The sequence below is a fragment of the Streptomyces sp. SAT1 genome, assembly GCF_001654495.1.
Classification (GTDB): Bacteria; Actinomycetota; Actinomycetes; order Streptomycetales; family Streptomycetaceae; genus Streptomyces; species Streptomyces andamanensis.
This window is the reverse complement of the sequence record NZ_CP015849.1, coordinates 6957166-6971865: the sequence shown is the minus strand read 5'-3', so window position 1 is coordinate 6971865 and position 14700 is coordinate 6957166. Positions and strand designations below refer to the sequence as shown.

General features: G+C 75.0%; 12 protein-coding genes and 1 pseudogene. 8 read left to right on the top strand and 5 right to left on the bottom strand.

Translation table 11 applies throughout. From position 1 onward, the window contains the following. Positions 1–449 precede the first annotated feature (449 nt). The 3 genes from A8713_RS29750 (at position 450) to A8713_RS29740 (ending at position 5172) form a co-directional block, all read left to right on the top strand. Positions 450–1142 carry a GAF and ANTAR domain-containing protein gene (locus A8713_RS29750; protein WP_064536824.1) on the top strand — a complete coding sequence of 231 codons (693 nt, stop codon included), beginning with the start codon at positions 450–452 and terminating at the stop codon, positions 1140–1142. 254 nt (positions 1143–1396) lie between these two features. Beyond that, positions 1397–4159 carry a SpoIIE family protein phosphatase gene (locus A8713_RS29745; RefSeq protein WP_064536823.1) on the top strand — a complete coding sequence of 921 codons (2763 nt, stop codon included), beginning with the start codon at positions 1397–1399 and terminating at the stop codon, positions 4157–4159. 167 nt (positions 4160–4326) lie between these two features. Continuing rightward, positions 4327–5172: a chitosanase gene (locus A8713_RS29740; protein WP_064536822.1), complete on the top strand. Its 846-nt coding sequence runs from the start codon at positions 4327–4329 to the stop codon at positions 5170–5172. 42 nt (positions 5173–5214) lie between these two features. On the opposite strand, the gene A8713_RS29735 is transcribed toward A8713_RS29740, so the two are convergent. Continuing rightward, positions 5215–7053, bottom strand: coding sequence for a glycoside hydrolase family 15 protein (locus A8713_RS29735; RefSeq protein ID WP_064536821.1), 1839 nt, complete (start codon positions 7051–7053; stop codon positions 5215–5217). A 235-nt stretch (positions 7054–7288) separates the two neighbouring features. On the opposite strand from A8713_RS29735, the gene A8713_RS29730 reads away from it, so the two are divergent. Both A8713_RS29730 and A8713_RS32760 read left to right on the top strand, forming a co-directional pair. Further along, positions 7289–7513, top strand: a complete 225-nt coding sequence (locus A8713_RS29730; protein ID WP_064536820.1) for a hypothetical protein — start codon at positions 7289–7291, stop codon at positions 7511–7513. A 116-nt stretch (positions 7514–7629) separates the two neighbouring features. Beyond that, positions 7630–7937 (top strand): annotated as a pseudogene (locus tag A8713_RS32760) (FAD-dependent oxidoreductase); the annotation flags it as partial. 68 nt (positions 7938–8005) lie between these two features. Here A8713_RS32760 and A8713_RS29720 read toward each other — a convergent pair. After that, positions 8006–8494, bottom strand: a complete 489-nt coding sequence (locus tag A8713_RS29720) for a DUF5709 domain-containing protein (protein ID WP_173860928.1) — start codon at positions 8492–8494, stop codon at positions 8006–8008. 99 nt (positions 8495–8593) lie between these two features. After that, a complete protein-coding gene (locus A8713_RS29715; RefSeq protein WP_173860927.1) occupies positions 8594–9754 on the bottom strand; it encodes a HoxN/HupN/NixA family nickel/cobalt transporter in 1161 nt (386 codons plus the stop codon). Between the two features lie 319 nt (positions 9755–10073). Here A8713_RS29715 and A8713_RS29710 point away from each other — a divergent pair, with 319 nt between their 5' ends. Together A8713_RS29710 and A8713_RS29705 are read left to right on the top strand one after the other, a co-directional pair. Next, the gene (locus tag A8713_RS29710) at positions 10074–10742 is read left to right on the top strand and encodes a DedA family protein (RefSeq protein ID WP_064536818.1); all 669 of its coding nucleotides are present in this window, start codon (positions 10074–10076) and stop codon (positions 10740–10742) included. Positions 10743–10785: 43 nt separating this feature from the next. Then, positions 10786–11520, top strand: a complete 735-nt coding sequence (locus tag A8713_RS29705; protein ID WP_064536817.1) for a phosphatase PAP2 family protein — start codon at positions 10786–10788, stop codon at positions 11518–11520. A gap of 51 nt (positions 11521–11571) precedes the next feature. Here the strand turns inward: A8713_RS29705 and A8713_RS29700 are convergent, their stop codons facing one another. Both A8713_RS29700 and A8713_RS29695 read right to left on the bottom strand, forming a co-directional pair. Continuing rightward, positions 11572–12537, bottom strand: coding sequence for a lysylphosphatidylglycerol synthase transmembrane domain-containing protein (locus A8713_RS29700; RefSeq protein ID WP_064536816.1), 966 nt, complete (start codon positions 12535–12537; stop codon positions 11572–11574). Further along, positions 12534–14030 carry a hypothetical protein gene (locus tag A8713_RS29695; RefSeq protein ID WP_064536815.1) on the bottom strand — a complete coding sequence of 499 codons (1497 nt, stop codon included), beginning with the start codon at positions 14028–14030 and terminating at the stop codon, positions 12534–12536. The genes A8713_RS29700 and A8713_RS29695 overlap by 4 nt, the downstream gene beginning before the upstream one ends. 259 nt (positions 14031–14289) lie before the next feature. On the opposite strand from A8713_RS29695, the gene A8713_RS29690 reads away from it, so the two are divergent. Beyond that, on the top strand, positions 14290–14673 hold the full coding sequence (locus tag A8713_RS29690; RefSeq protein ID WP_064536814.1) for a BlaI/MecI/CopY family transcriptional regulator: 384 nt from the start codon (positions 14290–14292) through the stop codon (positions 14671–14673). The last annotated feature ends 27 nt before the right edge of the window (positions 14674–14700 follow it).

Here is a 14700-nt window from a genome sequence, read left to right as displayed (position 1 = left end):
TGTGCTCCTTCTTGAACGGGTGAAGCTCTCACGATGTCGCGGTCCGGCGGGGGGCGTCCGGACCGCCGACCACTTTCTGCCCATCGCGGCGCGGGGAATCAGGGGCCGCGGGTGAACAAGTGGCCAACGTGTGGAAAGGGGTTGGCCAACCCATGACCGAACGCACCGGCACGACACCAGGACTTGGCCCGCCCGTTGCGATGGTGCGGGTGTCGTGCGGATCTTCCCGTACGGCGTACCCGCGAGGGCGCGCACGCGCGGCCGTCGCCGCCCCGGCCGCCGGACCACCGCGCTCCGGCGGACCGGCCCGCCCCGCCGGAGCACCGGCATGCCATGATCGCGTTACGCGGTGCGACGGCGGCCGAGGGGTACGCTGCGGATGCCGGGGTCCGGGGCGGCATCGTCCCCGGCAGCGGTGCACGCGGCCGGGAGAAGGGTGGTGCGCAGGGATGGACTGGCGTGTCTTCGCCGAACAGATGGCCGAGCTCGCCCGGCGTCTGCTGGCCCAGGAGTCCACCGGGGCGACGCTCGAGGAGATCGCCTCGGCGGCGGTCGAACTCATCGACGGGTGCGACGCCGCCGGGATCCTCGCCGTGCGCAAGGGCCGCGCGGTGAGCCTGGCCGTCACCGAGGGCATGGTCGAGGAGTCCGACCGGCTCCAGGGCGAGCTGGGCGAGGGCCCCTGCTTCGACGCCGCCCGCCGGGTCAACGGCGACCGGGTCTTCCGCATCACCGACCTGTCCCAGCCGCAGCCGGACTGGCCGCGCTACGCGCCGGCCGCCCGTGAGCTCGGCATCGGCAGCATGATGGGCTTCCTGCTGTACACCGACGACGAGGACTTCGGGGCGCTGGACTGCTACTCCCGCCGCCCCGGCGCGTTCACCCCGGAGAGCGAGACCGCCGGCTGGCTGCTGGCCTCGCACGCCGCCGTCGCCCTGTCCGGTGCCCGGACCGTCGACCAGCTCGAACACGCGCTGGAGACCCGGCACGCCATCGGCGAGGCCATGGGCATACTGCGCGAGCGCCACCGGCTCAGCGAGGACGACGCCTTCGCGGTGCTGCGCCGCATCTCCCAGCACCACAACGTCAAGCTCCGCGACGTCGCCCAGAACATCCGCGACGAGAAGCCCCGCCGCTCCTGACCCGGCGGCCCGCCGCGAGCACGGCCGCGGCCGTGCTCATGCCCGCGGCCGCGGGGCCACCCGGACGGCCGTACCGGTCCGCCGGCGCCGCCGCGCCCCGCTCCCCCGGCCCGCGGGCGCTCCGGCCGCCGCGCCGGACCCACGGGCCGCGCGGCACCGGCGGGATCCGCGGGTCGCGCGCGCCGCGCGGGCGGGTCCGGGGCGCGGGTGTGCCGGGCCTCGCCTGGCGGGGCCCGGCAGTGTAGACATGGCACATGGTCCGACTCCCGGGTCGAACCGGTACCCGGTCGACCCGCCGCCCCGGCGGCCGGCGCGTCCAGCCGGCGCCCGGCCCCGCCCGTCGCGCGCGTGAGCGCGCGGCGCGCAGCCGGGCTGCGGGCGGCCGGCCCACGCGGCTGTGGGCGGCGCTGCGCGGGCGCAGTGTGGCCCGGCAGGTGTTCGTGCTCCAGGTCGTCGTGGTACTGCTGCTGGTGGTGGCCGCGGTGGTCGCGCTGGTGCTCCAGGTGCGCCGGGACAGCACCGGCGAGGCGCGCAGCCGCTCGCTGGCGGTCGCCGAGGCGTTCGCCAACGCGCCGGGCACCGCCGCCGCGCTCGCCGCCCCGGACCCGACGGCCGTGCTGCAGCCCCGCGCCGAGGCCACCCGCAAGGCCGCGCACGTCGACTTCGTCGTCGTGACGGACGCCGCCGGGATCCGCTACACCCACCCCGAGCCGAACCGGATCGGCAAGAAGTTCGTCGGCACCATCGAACCCGCGCTGCACGGCCGGACGGTCGTGGAGGAGATCAACGGCACCATCGGGCGGCTGGTGCAGGCCGTGGTGCCGCTCAGGGCGCCGGACGGCAGGGTGGTGGGCGTGGTGGCCTCCGGCATCACCACGCGGAACGCGGGCGGTCTCGCCGACCGCCAGCTGCCCGTCGTGCTGGGCGCGGCCGCCGCCGCGCTCGCCCTGGCCACGGCCGGGACGGCGCTGGTCAGCAGGCGGTTGCTGCGGCAGACCCACGGGCTGGGGCCGGGCGAGATGACCCGGATGTACGACCACCACGACGCGGTGCTGCACGCGGTGCGCGAGGGCGTGATCATCGTCGGCGACGATGGCGAACTGCTCCTCGCCAACGACGAGGCGCACCGCCTGCTCGATCTGCCCGCCGACGCCGAGGGGCGCCGGGTGCTCGATTTGGGGCTCGATCCGGAGACGGCGGCGCTGCTGGCGTCCGGGCGGATCGCCACCGACGAGGTGCGCCTGGTCGGCGACCGGCTGCTGGCGGTCAACCAGCGGCCCACCGACCTGGACGGCGGGCCCTCGGGCAGTGTGGCCACCCTGCGCGACTCCACGGAGCTGCGCGCCCTGTCCGGCCGCGCGGAGGAGGCCCGCGAGCGGCTCAGCCTGCTCTACGACGCCGGGCTGGGGGTCGGCACCACCCTGGACGTGACCCGGACCGCCGAGGAGCTGGTGCGGGTGGCGGTGCCGCGCTTCGCCGACTTCGTCACGGTGGACCTCTACGACGCCGTACTGCGCGGCGAGGAACCGGATCCGGGCGCCGGGCTGCGCCGGGCTGCGGCCGGCGGGATCCGCGCTCAGACGCCGCTGTACCCGGTGGGCACGCAGATCCGGTTCGTGGCGTCCTCGCCGCAGGCGGACAGCCTCCGTACGCGCAGGCCGGTCCTCGAACCCCGTCTGGAGGCCGCGCCGGGCTGGCTGGCGCAGGACGAGGAGCGGGCCGCGCGGGTGATGCGGTACGGCATCCACTCGCTGATCACCGTGCCGGTGCGGGCGGGTGCCGTGGTGCTGGGTCTGGTGGACTTCTGGCGCTCGGAGAAGGAGGAGCCGTTCGACGCGGAGGAGCTGGCCCTGGCCGAGGAGCTGGTGGCGCGGGCTGCGGTCTCCATCGACAACGCCCGCCGGTACACGCGCGAGCACGGCATGGCGGTCACCCTCCAGCGCAGTCTGCTGCCGCGCAGCCTGCCCGAGCAGGGCGCGCTGGACGTCGCCTACCGCTATCTGCCCGCGCAGGCGGGGGTGGGCGGTGACTGGTTCGACGTGCTGCCGCTGTCCGGGGCGCGGGTGGCGCTCGTCGTGGGGGACGTGGTCGGGCACGGGCTGCACGCGGCGGCCACGATGGGCCGGCTGCGTACCGCGGTGCACAACTTCTCCGCCCTGGACCTGCCGCCGGACGAACTGCTCGGGCTGCTGGACGAGATGGTCGACCGCATCGACCAGGACGAGGCCGCGGACGGCACCGGCGCGCCGGTGATCGGCGCGACCTGCCTGTACGCGATCTACGATCCGGTCTCCCGGCGCTGTGTGATGGCGCGCGCCGGGCATCCGCCGCCCGCGGTGATCGCCCCGGACGGCGAGGTGGTGTTCGCCGAGGTGCCGGCCGGTCCCCCGCTGGGCCTGGGCGGGCTGCCGTTCGAGACGGCCGAGCTGGAACTCGCCGAGGGCAGCAGGCTGGTGCTGTACACGGACGGGCTCGTGGAGGACCGGGAGCGGGACATCGACGCCGGTCTGGAGGAGCTGCGCGCCGCGCTGGCCTCGGCGGGCGGGTCGCCGGAGGAGACGTGCCGCGCCGTGCTGGACTCGCGGCTGCCGTTCCGGCCCGGGGACGACATCGCGCTGCTGGTGGCGCGGACCCGGGCGCTGGACGCCGACCGGGTCGCCGAGTGGGAGGTGCCCGCGGATCCGGCGGCGGTGGCGGACGTGCGGGCCGCGGTGAGCCGGCGGCTGGCCCGGTGGGGTCTGGACGAGGCGGCCTTCACGACGGAGCTGATCCTCAGCGAGCTGGTCACCAACGCGATCCGGTACGGCAGCGCGCCCATCCGGGTGCGGGTGCTGCGGGACACCGCGCTGATCTGCGAGGTCTTCGACAGCAGCAACACCTCGCCGCATCTGCGCTACGCGGCCTCCACCGACGAGGGCGGCCGGGGACTGTTCCTGGTGGCGCAGGTCGCGGACCGCTGGGGCACGCGCTACACGTCCACCGGGAAGGTCATCTGGGCGGAGCAGTCCCTGCTCTGAGGCGGCCGGCTCGTCGCTCGTCTCGGCCACCTCCCGGTCTTTCTCATAGGTTCCTACGAATTTCCCGCGTGACGGGTGCCGGGCCCTGACAGCCTCTGATAGGAAACCTTCCTACCAGTTGGCGTCCGGTCCAACTGCCCTCCCCCCACTCACCCTTGGGAGCCCCCGTGGTGCACGCGAACCCTGATTCGGCCACACCGGCCGGCGCCTCCCGGCGTACCGTCCTCGCTCTCCTCGGCGCCTCGCTGGCCGCCGTCCCGCTGCTCGGTGCCGTCCCGCAGGCGACGGCGGCCCCGGCCGCGGCGCCGGGCCTAGACGACCCGGCGAAGAAGGAGATCGCCATGAAGCTGGTGTCGAGCGCGGAGAACTCCTCGCTCGACTGGAAGGTCCAGTACACCTACATCGAGGACATCGACGACGGCCGCGGCTACACCGCCGGCATCATCGGCTTCTGCTCCGGGACCGGCGACATGCTCGACCTGGTGCAGCTCTACACCGACCGCAAACCGGGCAACGTGCTGGCGAAGTACCTGCCCGCGCTGCGCAAGGTCAACGGCAGCGACTCGCACTCCGGCCTGGGCTCGGCGTTCGTCTCGGCCTGGCACACCGCGGCCAAGGACAGCGCCTTCCAGCAGGCCCAGAACGACGAGCGGGACCGGGTGTACTTCAACCCGGCGGTCTCCCAGGGCAAGAGCGACGGGCTGCGCGCGCTCGGCCAGTTCGCCTACTACGACGCCATCGTCATGCACGGCGACGGCGACGACTCCACCAGCTTCCGCAACATCCGCAAGCGGGCGCTGCGCAGCGCCAAGCCGCCGGCGCAGGGCGGCGACGAGACGGCGTACCTGAACGCGTTCCTCGACGCGCGGGTGTGGGCCATGAAGCAGGAGGAGGCGCACAGCGACACCAGCAGGGTCGACACCGCGCAGCGGGTGTTCCTGCGCAAGGGCAACCTCGACCTGAAGCCGCCGCTGGACTGGAAGGTGTACGGCGACTCGTACCACATCGGCTGAGGCCGGCGGCCGGCCCCGGTGCCCGCCGCGCGGGTGCCGGGGTCAGCCGAGGGCGCGGTCCAGGTTGTAGGCGGCGCTGATCAGGGACAGGTGGGTGAAGGCCTGTGGAAAGTTGCCCTGCTGTTCGCCGGTGCGGCCGATCTCCTCGGCGAACAGGCCCAGGTGGTTGGCGTAGGTGAGCATCTTCTCGAAGGCGAGGCGCGCCTCGTCCAGACGGCCCGCGCGGGTCAGCGCCTCCACGTACCAGAAGGAGCAGATCGAGAAGGTGCCCTCCTCGCCGCGCAGTCCGTCGGGGCTGGTGCGCGGGTCGTAGCGGTAGACGAGCGAGTCGGAGACCAGGTCCTCGGTGAGGGCGTCGAGGGTGGACAGCCACTTGGGGTCGGTGGGCGCGATGAACTTGGCCAGCGGCATCATCAGCACGGCGGCGTCCAGCACGTCGCCGCCCTCGTACTGGACGAACGCCCCGCGCCGCTCGGACCAGCCGCGGTCCATGATCCGGCGGTAGACGGCGTCCCGGCCGCGCTGCCAGCGCGGCAGGTCGGCGGGCAGGCCGCGGCGGTTGGCCAGCCGGACGGCGCGTTCGACGGCCACCCAGCACATCAGGCGCGAGTAGAGGAAGTTCCGGCGCCCGCCGCGGGTCTCCCAGACGCCCTCGTCGGGCTGGTCCCAGTGGTCGCACACCCAGTCGACCAGTGCGCACACGTCGTCCCACTGGGCGCTGGAGATCGGCTCGGCCCATTTGTCGTAGAGGTAGATGGAGTCGATCAGGGCGCCGTAGATGTCGAGCTGGAGCTGGCCGGCGGCGGCGTTGCCGACCCGGACCGGGGCGGAGCCCTGGTGGCCCTCCAGATGGGTCAGTTCGCGCTCGGGCAGATCGGTGCGGCCGTCGATGCCGTACATGATCTGGAGCGGGCCCGTGGCGCGGCCGTCGCCGGGGCTGATGTGGCGGGTCAGGAAGCGCATGAAGGCGGCGGCCTCGCCGGTGAAGCCGAGGCGCAGCAAGGCGTAGACGGCGAACGCGGCGTCGCGCACCCAGACGTAGCGGTAGTCCCAGTTGCGCTCGCCGCCGATCCGCTCGGGCAGGCTGGTGGTGGGCGCGGCGACGATGGCGCCGCTCGGCGCGTAGGTGAGGAGCTTCAGGGTGAGCGCGGAGCGGTGCACCATCTCCCGCCAGCGGCCCCGGTAGCGGGACTGCGCGATCCAGCGCCGCCAGTAGGCGACGGTGGCGGCGAACTGCTCGTCGGCCTCGGCGCGGGCGCAGCGGCGCGGGGCGACCTCGCCGCCCACCTGGTCCAGGGCGAAGACCGCGGACTCGCCCTCGGTGAGTTTGAAGTCGGCCCGTACGTCCGGTCCCTCGGTCTCCAGCGGCGCGGTCGCCGTCAGGGCGAGGGCGGAGTGCGCGGACTCGAACAGCGCCAGCTGGCCCTGGACGCGCACGGTGTGCGGGTCGGCGCCGTAGCCGAAGCGCGGCGCGACGCGCGCGCGGAACCGCACGGTGCCGCGCACGCACACCGTGCGCCGGATCAGGCGGTGCCGTTCGGCCTCGCCGTCGTCGCCGCACACCGGCATGAAGTCCTGCACCTCGCCGACGCCGTCCTCGGTGAAGAAGCGGGTGATCAGCACGTTCGTGTCGGGGAAGTAGAACTGCTTGGTGCGGGCGGCCTCGTCGGCCGCGGCGAGTTCGAAGCAGCCGCCCTTCTCGGCGTCCAGCACGGCGGCGAAGACGCTCGGGGAGTCGAAGGAGGGGCAGCAGTACCAGTCGATGGTGCCGTCGGTGCCGACCAGGGCGACCGTGCGCAGGTCGCCGATCAGGCCGTGGTCGGCGATCGGCACGTACCGCCGCGTGCCCGGCGCGGATGACGGGCTGGGTGTGTCGGCCATCGCTGGGCCTCCCTGTCCGGTCCCCCGGCCGCGGGCCGCCGCTGCGGCGGCCCGCGTGGTCGTTCCAGCTTACGGAGCCCGGGGCCGGGCGGCGGCCGGGGAAGCCGGCCACGGGTCCGGCGGCCCTTCCGGATGCAGGGTGCGGCGCGGCGGGCAATCGTAGGAGGAGGTCCCGGTCCCTGGGCGCGGGCGGCGCGGCACGGGGCGGGGACCCGGCCGGACCCGAGGAGGACACATGTCGACGTCACAGCCCGAAGCATCCCGTTCGCCCGAAGCGTCCCGCCCCCCAGGGGAGCGCTGCACGCCGGACGCCGTGCTCCACGCCCGTACCGGTACCGAGGTCTCGCCCGAGGACGTCGTGCTGGCCGCGGGCCGCGACATCACCCCGCGCAACCTGGAGTGGGCCAAGCGCAGGATCGAGACGGACGGCCCGGCCGCCCTGGACAAGCTGCTGCCCTGAGCCGGGCGGCCGGCGGGCGGACGACGGGACCGGAGCCTCGCGCTCCGGTCCCACCGCTGTCCGCCGGGCCTCCCGCCGGCCTTCCCGCCGCGTCGGCGCGCCGACGGACCCCGCACGTGCCTGACTACGGCATGCTCGTCATCGGATCCGGACCGGGCGGCCAGAAGGCGGCCGTCGCCGCGGCCCGAACTGGGCCGCCGGGTCGCCGTCGCCGAGCGGCCCGACATGGTCGGCGGGGTGTCCATCCACACCGGTCCATCCGTCCAAGACGCTGCGCGAGGCGGTGCCGTACCTGACCGGCCTCACCCAGCGCGACCTGTACGGGCAGAGCTACCGGCTCAAGGAGGACATCACCGTCGCCGACCCGACCGCGCGCACCCGGCACGTGGTCGGCCCGCGCGAGGTGGACGTGGTGGCCGGACAGCGTGGCGTTCGACGGGCGCACCGTCATGGATTCGACCGGCTCGGGGACTGAGCGCGGGCCTGGTCCGCTCAGGGCCCGGTGTCCTCGTCGGGGAGGGCGCCGTCGTCCTCGACGATGTGCACGGCGGCCTCCTCCGCACCGGCGGCGCCCCCGTCGACGCCGGCGTCGGCGGCGACCTCCTCCTTGGTGGTGTCGGCGTGCGCGCCCTCGTCGGGGGCGACCAGGCGCCCGGCGCGCGCGCCGCCCGCCTGCGGGTCGACCGGTTCGCCCGTGCCGCCGGGCAGGTCGCCGACGCCGTCGCCGGCCGGTTCGTCCGCGTCGGGGCGCTCCTGGGCGAGCCGCTGGTCGAGGCTCTCGCCCTCGTGCTGCTCGGCGGCGGTCGTGCCGTACTTGTCGACGCCGAGCGGCTTCTCCGGCGGCGAGTAGCCCTCGTCGAGCAGGTCGTCGTAGGTCCGCTCGCCGACCGCGTCCTCCAGGTCCAGCGGCGCGGCGTCCTCCTGCTCCTCGTTCGTACCGGTGGGCTGGTAGGCGTCGTCGGCCATCGGATCGGTGCTCACGGGTGTCCTCCCTGGTGGCGGCTCGCGGTCGCGCTGTCGTGATCCGCGTTTCCCGCTGTGCCGACTCCAATCACCCCGGCCCGCTCCGGGTGCCCGGACTCACTCGGCCGGGGAGTCGGCGGGGGCGGCCAGGTCCGCCGTCCACTTCTCCTCGATCCGGCCGACCTTCCAGACGACCAGGGCGAGCACCCAGGTGACGAAGAACAGACCGACGACGACGAAGCCGATGACGTTCAGGTCCAGACCCCCGACCCAGTCCCAGAAGGCGCCGTGCAGATCGAGTTTGTCGGCGAGCAGGCCCAGCAGTTCGACCGTGCCGATGATCAGGGCGACGGCCACGGACAGACCGGTGATGGTGAGGTTGTAGTAGACCTTGCGGACCGGCTTGGAGAACGCCCAGCCGTAGGCGAAGTTCATGAACGAGCCGTCGATCGTGTCCAGCAGCGACATGCCGGCCGCGAACAGCACGGGCAGGCACAGGATCGCGTACCAGGGCAGCCCGGAGGCGGCGCCGGAGCCCGCGAGCACCAGCAGGGCGATCTCGGTGGCCGTGTCGAAGCCGAGGCCGAAGAGCAGGCCCAGCGGGTACATCTGCCACGGCTTGGTGATCGACTTCATGAACCGGCCGAGGATGCGGTTCATCAGGCCCCGGCTGCCGAGCTGCTCCTCCAGGGCGGCCTCGTCGAAGTGGCCCGAGCGCATCTCGCGGAACACCTTCCAGATGCCGGCCAGGATGACCAGGTTGACGGCGGCGATGACGTACAGGAAGGCGCCCGAGACCGTCGTGCCGATCAGGCCGGTGATGTCGTGCAGCCGGGAGTCGTCGTCCTGCACGGGTCCGGCCAGCGCCCGGACGCCCAGGGAGAGCAGGAAGGCCAGGCCGAAGACGACGCTGGAGTGGCCGAGCGAGAACCAGAAGCCGACGGAGAGCGGGCGCTGCCCCTCGTGCATCAGCTTGCGGGTGGTGTTGTCGATGGCGGCGATGTGGTCGGCGTCGAAGGCGTGCCGCATGCCCAGGGTGTAGGCGGTCACGCCGATGCCGATGCCGAACGACTTGGTGCCCAGGCTGTAGTGCTCCGGCGCCACGATCCAGACGAGCGTGAACCAGCCGATCACATGCAGGGCGAGCACGAAGGCGGCCATCCCGCCGACCCTGGTCCACTCCTGCCGCGTCATCGAGGTGCGGACGCGGTGCCAGAGCGGGCCTTTCGGCCCGGTCGTGGCGGGGAGGGGCGGAGCGGAACCAGGGGCGGCCGTCATGGGAGAGGTGTTCCTTCGGATGGGGTCGTGCGGGCGGACCCGGGCCGGGGCCGCCTTCTGCCATCGTCACCCACCTGCGCACGATGTGCAGTAAAGGCAGCCACCGTTCTTGACCATGGGACGGGAAAGTCCAGGTGGGGAGCGGTCCGGCACGACCGGCGCCATGCCTTCACCCGTCCGGCCGATCGGGGGGCCGCGCACGGCGGACGATATCGTCTACAGTGACGTAGACGGTCTACTGGCCTGTAGTCGGTCGCCCTGCAGTCGGTCGCCACCGGCCACCGTCACGCGTCACCCGGACGAAATGAGCCCCACGCCGATGAACCCCTCCCCGCTCCTGTCGTCACCGCTCGCCGTGAACGTGCTCGACGCCCAGTCGCTGCTGGCCGCCTTCGGTGTGCTGGGCGTCGGTGTCGTGATGTTCGCCGAGACCGGACTGCTGATCGGCTTCTTCCTGCCCGGCGACTCGCTGCTGTTCACCGCGGGCCTGCTGTGCACGGGCACGGCGGACCGGGGCGTACGGCTGTCCCTCCTGCCGCTGCTGCTCACCGCGGCGGCGGGGGCGCTCGCCGGGTCCCAGTGCGGGTTCGTGCTGGGCCGCAGGGCCGGGGGCGCGCTGCTGGCGCGCAGCCGCTCGCGGCGCCTGCACGAGGGCGCGCGGCGCGCCGAGGAACTGCTCGGCCGGTACGGGCACGCCAAGGCGATCGTGCTGGCCCGCTTCGTGCCGGTGGTGCGCACCGTGCTCAATCCGATGGCGGGCGCCCTGGGCGTGCCGGTCCGCACGTTCACGGTGTGGCAGGTGGCCGGCGGCCTGGTGTGGAGCGTCGGTCTCACCCTCGCGGGGTACGCGCTCGGCTCGTCCGTGCCGAACGTCGACCGGTATCTGCTGCCGGTGATCGCGCTGATCGTGGCGGTCTCGCTGATCCCGCTCGCCGCCGAGGTGGTGCGCTCCCGGCGCGCGGCGAAGACCGAGGAGGCGGGCGGATGACACCGGTCCCTGACACCGCGTCCGCGTCCGTGCCCGCGCTCCCGTGAGGCGCCGGGACGCCGCCGATCTGGCGGGCAGCGCCGCGGTCGGCGCCTGGGCCGCGTTCACCGTCCTCGCCCTGGTGGTGGCCGGCGGGCACGGCGCACCGCTGCGGGTCGACGAGACACTGCTGTCCTGGTCGGTCGGCCACCGGCCCGCGACGGCGGTGGCCGTGGCCCGGGGCGTGACCGCCACCGGGACGGGCGTCGTCCCCTACCTGCTCGTCGTCGTGGCCGGTGCGGTCGCCGGACGGACGGCGCGGCGGCGCGCGGTCGCCGCGCTGCTGGGCCTGGTCTGTCTGGCCACGGGGCAGCTGGCGCGCCGGGGCGTGATGGAACTGGTCGCCCGCCCGCGCCCGCCGCGCCCCGACTGGGCGACGCACGCCTCGGGCTGGGCCTTCCCCTCGGGGCACACCACCACGTCGGCGCTGACCGCCGCGCTGCTGGTGCTCGCGGTGCTGCTGCGCGCCCCGCGCGGCCGTACGGCGCTGTGCGCGGCGGTGGGCTGCTGGGCCGTCCTGGTGGGGGTGAGCCGGGTGTATCTCGGGGTGCACTGGGGCACCGACGTGGCCGGGGGCTGGCTGTTCGCGGCCGGCTGGTCCGGGGCGTGCCTGTGCGCGGCGCTGCGGTGGCTGCCCGCCCGCTGCGTCGCGGCGTTCACCGCGCGCGGGCCGGCGTCGGCGGACGAGCCGGAGCCGCCGCGGACGCCCGACGGGCTGGGGCGCTCGCACGCGCGCTGAGGCGCGGGCGGCGCCCGGCGCGCACCCGGGGCGGGCCGGGGTGCGGGCCGCTCACACCGCCCGGCGGCGGATCAGTGCACCGAGGACCAGCAGTCCGGGGATCAGGGGCAGCCAGACCGTCAGCAGGCGGTAGCCGAGGACGGCGGAGGCCGCCGCGGTGCCGGGCGCGCCCGCGGAGGTCAGCGCGAAGGCGAGCGCCGCGTCCAGCGAGCCGAGGCCGCCGGGGGTGGGCAGCAGGGCGGCGGCGCTGCTCGCGGCGAGGTAGAGGAGCGCCACCCGCAGCGGGGACAGGGGCAGTCCGACGGCCTGGACGACGGCGATCACCACCAGCGCGTGCGCCGCGGCGAAGGCGAACGAGCCGCCCCACAGGGCGGCGGCCCGGTGCGGCCGGGCGTGCACGGCCCGGATGTCCGCCCCCACCGCGCCGACCGCGCGCCTCCACCGGGAGCGCAGCGGGCCGCACAGCAGCAGCGTCACCAGCGCCACCACGGCCCCGGCCGCGGCCAGCGCGGCGACCGGGACCTCCGGCAGGCGCAGTACGCCCGGACAGAGCGCGGCGAGCACGGCGATCAGGACGCCCCTGGCCAGCGCCCCGGCCGCGGCCTTGACGGCGAGGGCGCCCGCCGAGCGTCCCGCGGGCAGCCCGCAGCGCATCAGGAACCGCAGGTTGACCGCGCCCGCGCCCAGTCCGGCGGGCAGCACGTGGTTGGCGGCCGAGGCGGCGAACTGCGCGGCCAGCAGCCGCCCGCGCGGCAGCCGTTCGGCGACGGCGCCCTGCTGGGCGAGGGCCGCGCAGGCCCAGGTGGCCAGGGCGGCGGTGGCGCCCAGCAGCAGCCAGCCCCGGTCGGCGACGGCGAGCCGGTCGGCGCCGGAGGCGACCACCGGCCAGTGCCGCTGCCCTAGGTAGGCGGCGCACAGCAGGACCGCGAGCAGGGCCGCGGTGTGCCACCGGGTGCGGCGCCGGGGCGCGGGGGCGGGCGGGGCGGGAGCGGCGGGAGTGAGCAGCGGGGAGGTCATGTGCCGGGACCCTTCTGCGCCGTCGGCGCGACGTACGCGAGCACGTCGCCGAGTCGGTGGGCGGGCCAGCCGCGGGCGTACCCCGGCGGCTCGCCGCCCGGGGGGACGAGCGCGGCGACCGGGGTGTGCCGCGCGGTCTCCTCGATGGCGGCGGAGGTGGAGTTGGCGTTGTGGCCGCCGGTCGCGGCGGAGCCGCAGCCGGTGTGGAAGGCGAGGGGGATGGCCTCCTCGCCCGTGAGCAGGCAGGGCGGGCGCACGCCCAGGGCGTGCAGCGCGTCGGCGGTGCGGTCCCAGGCGCGGCGGTCGGCCGCGGTGCGCTCGGCGGTGCGGTCCAGGACGGTGTACTGGGCCCCGAGATGCACGGCGAGTGCCAGCGCGGTGAGGCTCAGGGCCAGCGGCCGCCAGGCGCCCGCCGGGGTGGTGACGCGGTGGACGATGCCGTCGGCGACGGGGACGGCGAGCAGGGCGTAGGCGGGCAGCAGGAAGCGGGGCGCGGCGTAGCCGATGAGGAACAGATAGGGGAAGGCGGCCGTGGCGGCGCAGGCCAGCGCGACCAGGGTGGGCGTGGTGCGCCGGGCGCGGCGGGCGGCGAGCAGGCCCAGCAGGGCGAGCACCGGCAGGGCGTACCACCAGGCGGTGACCAGCGGGCCGGGCAGGTCTCCGGTGCACGGGCGGCACAGGGTGCGCCCGCCCAGGCTGCGCAGTTGGTCGGTCACGGCGAAGTGCCAGCCGAGGTCGCCCTGGATGGCGGAGGCGTCCGCGAGCCGCCGCAGCGGGCCGCCGTAGCCGGCGTAGGACTCGGCGATCCACTCGGCGCCGCCCGCGGCCGTCCCGGCGAGGAGCGCGGACAGCGCTCGCCAGTGGCGTCCGGCCAGGGCGAGCAGCACCAGCGGGAGGGCCGCCCAGACGGCGTCCATGGGACGCATCAGCGCCATCAGGACGCCGCCGGCCGCCAGGCCCCACAGCGCCGCCCGGTCGTGCCGGTCGGCGCGGGCCCGCAGCAGGCAGCCCGCGCAGCCGAGCGCGCCGACGGCGACCCAGTAGTTGGGCATGGCCTGGGGGCCGTAGAAGAGGGTCACCCACAGGGAGGCGAACAGGGCGCCCGCGAGGGCCAGGACACGGGCCGGGAAGTGGTGACGCCACACCCGCAGCGCCAGGTAGAGGGCGAGGCCCGACAGCAGCGCGAGGTAGCAGCGCAGCAGCACGGTGGAGGACGACCAGGCGGCGACGGGGGCGACCAGCAGCGGGACGCCGCGGGCGCGCGGGGCGCTGAAGAAGGCGGCCGGGGCGTGCGGGCTGACCTGGCTGACGTAGACGACCTCGTCCCAGCCGAGGCCCGTCGCGGGGCCGACCAGGAGGAGCTGGGCCAGGACGAAGGCGGCGGCCACCCCGGCGAGCAGCGGATCGCCGCGGCGGCGATCCGCCCGGCCGGTGCCGGGGCTCGGCGCGGTGCGCCGGGGCCCGGCGAGAACGGCATGCGTGTGGTCGGCCATTTCCACCCCTCGTCCCTACGCACTGTAGGGTCTTCCGCTCCTCAGTGTGCGCGACCGTGCGCGGGAGCCGGCAAGACGCCGGGGAACCCCCGGGAAAACGTCGCGGAAGAATCCGCGAACCTGTCGGCGGCCTCGGCGCGGCGCGGGCTCCCCTCGTACGGTCGCTCGTGGACAGGGAAAAGCTAACCCGCGCCGGGCCCCGCGCCGGGCGGGACACCGCCGGACATCGAGCACCCCTACGCGCTGTAAGGTTGAGGGCATGGCTGGTAGAGGGCCTCACGGCAGGACGGAACGGCGCAGCCCGGGTGAGCTGGAGGGCGAGGTCCTCGCCGCGCTGTGGTCCACGGAACTCCCGTTGACACCGGCCGAGATCCAGGTGGAGATCGCCGGGGACCTGGCCTACAACACCGTGCACACCATCCTGAAGCGGCTCTACGACAAGGGCCTGGTGCTGCGGGAGGTCGACGGGCGCCGCGGCGCCTACCGGCCCGCGAAGGACGCCGCCGAGCTGACCGCCCAGGCCATGCACGAGGCCCTGGACCGCGGCCCCGACCCGGTCGCGGCGCTGCGGCAGTTCGTGACCGGTCTGAGCCCCGACCGGGAGCGGGCCCTGCGCGAACTGCTCGCCGCCCGGCCCGCGTAGGACCGGCGCGCGCCCGGTCGTACGCGG

Excerpts from the sequence above, each read along its gene's own strand:
- A8713_RS29750 (WP_064536824.1), top strand. The coding sequence starts at position 450 with ATGGACTGGCGTGTCTTCGCCGAACAGATGGCCGAGCTCGCCCGGCGT.
- A8713_RS29745 (WP_064536823.1), top strand. The coding sequence starts at position 1,397 with ATGGTCCGACTCCCGGGTCGAACCGGTACCCGGTCGACCCGCCGCCCC.
- A8713_RS29735 (WP_064536821.1), bottom strand. The coding sequence starts at position 7,053 with ATGGCCGACACACCCAGCCCGTCATCCGCGCCGGGCACGCGGCGGTAC.
- A8713_RS29730 (WP_064536820.1), top strand. The coding sequence starts at position 7,289 with ATGTCGACGTCACAGCCCGAAGCATCCCGTTCGCCCGAAGCGTCCCGC.
- A8713_RS29715 (WP_173860927.1), bottom strand. The coding sequence starts at position 9,754 with ATGACGGCCGCCCCTGGTTCCGCTCCGCCCCTCCCCGCCACGACCGGG.
- A8713_RS29710 (WP_064536818.1), top strand. The coding sequence starts at position 10,074 with ATGAACCCCTCCCCGCTCCTGTCGTCACCGCTCGCCGTGAACGTGCTC.
- A8713_RS29700 (WP_064536816.1), bottom strand. The coding sequence starts at position 12,537 with ATGACCTCCCCGCTGCTCACTCCCGCCGCTCCCGCCCCGCCCGCCCCC.
- A8713_RS29695 (WP_064536815.1), bottom strand. The coding sequence starts at position 14,030 with ATGGCCGACCACACGCATGCCGTTCTCGCCGGGCCCCGGCGCACCGCG.
- A8713_RS29690 (WP_064536814.1), top strand. The coding sequence starts at position 14,290 with ATGGCTGGTAGAGGGCCTCACGGCAGGACGGAACGGCGCAGCCCGGGT.